This window comes from Kitasatospora sp. NPDC059803 (assembly GCF_042732255.1).
Lineage (GTDB): Bacteria > Actinomycetota > Actinomycetes > Streptomycetales > Streptomycetaceae > Kitasatospora.
The window spans coordinates 7,216-7,731 of the sequence record NZ_JBHWIJ010000365.1 but is presented as its reverse complement, the minus strand read 5'-3'; the positions used below and the strand labels follow the sequence as shown (position 1 = coordinate 7,731).

Here is a 516-nt window from a genome sequence, read left to right as displayed (position 1 = left end):
CCGCAGGTCTGCCTGCGGCGGGCCTCGCGGTCGCGCTGCTCACCGGGTGCTCCGGCGGGGCCTCGGAGGCCGAGCTGGCGTACAAGGCCGACTACGCCGCCCATCCGCACCTGCGGGTGACGGGGTACCCGTCCACCGGCACGCTCGGCGTGGTCCAGCAGCTGGTGTGGCGGCTCGCCGAAGGGGCCGAGGGGCGGCTGGCGGAGCTCGGCGCCTCGGACGGCGGGGACAACGGGGACAGCGGGGACGCTTCGGCGGCCTGGGTCCGCGAGTACGGACGGGGCGCCCGGGGGGCCGTCACGGCCGACTTCCAGGACGACCCTGCCGAGCGGCAGACCGTGGTGCTGACCTTCCACGACACCGGGCAGGTGAAGGAGCTGGTGCTCCGGCCCGGCGGCCGCGACGGCGGCGACGGTTGGCGGGTCGTGCTGCGGTAGCTGTCGGGGCCGCTGGGCTGGGCCCCGGCCGTCGGGCACGCCCCGGGGGGGGGGGGCGGCGCGGGGGGGGGGGCGCGCC

The 516-nt window shown here is 79.1% G+C and carries 1 protein-coding gene; it reads left to right on the top strand.

The genetic code is table 11. The features are described from left to right. On the top strand, positions 1-437 hold a 437-nt coding region (locus tag ACFV6I_RS35440; RefSeq protein ID WP_380430001.1), incomplete at its 5' end, for a hypothetical protein. Between the last annotated feature and the right edge of the window lie 79 nt (positions 438-516).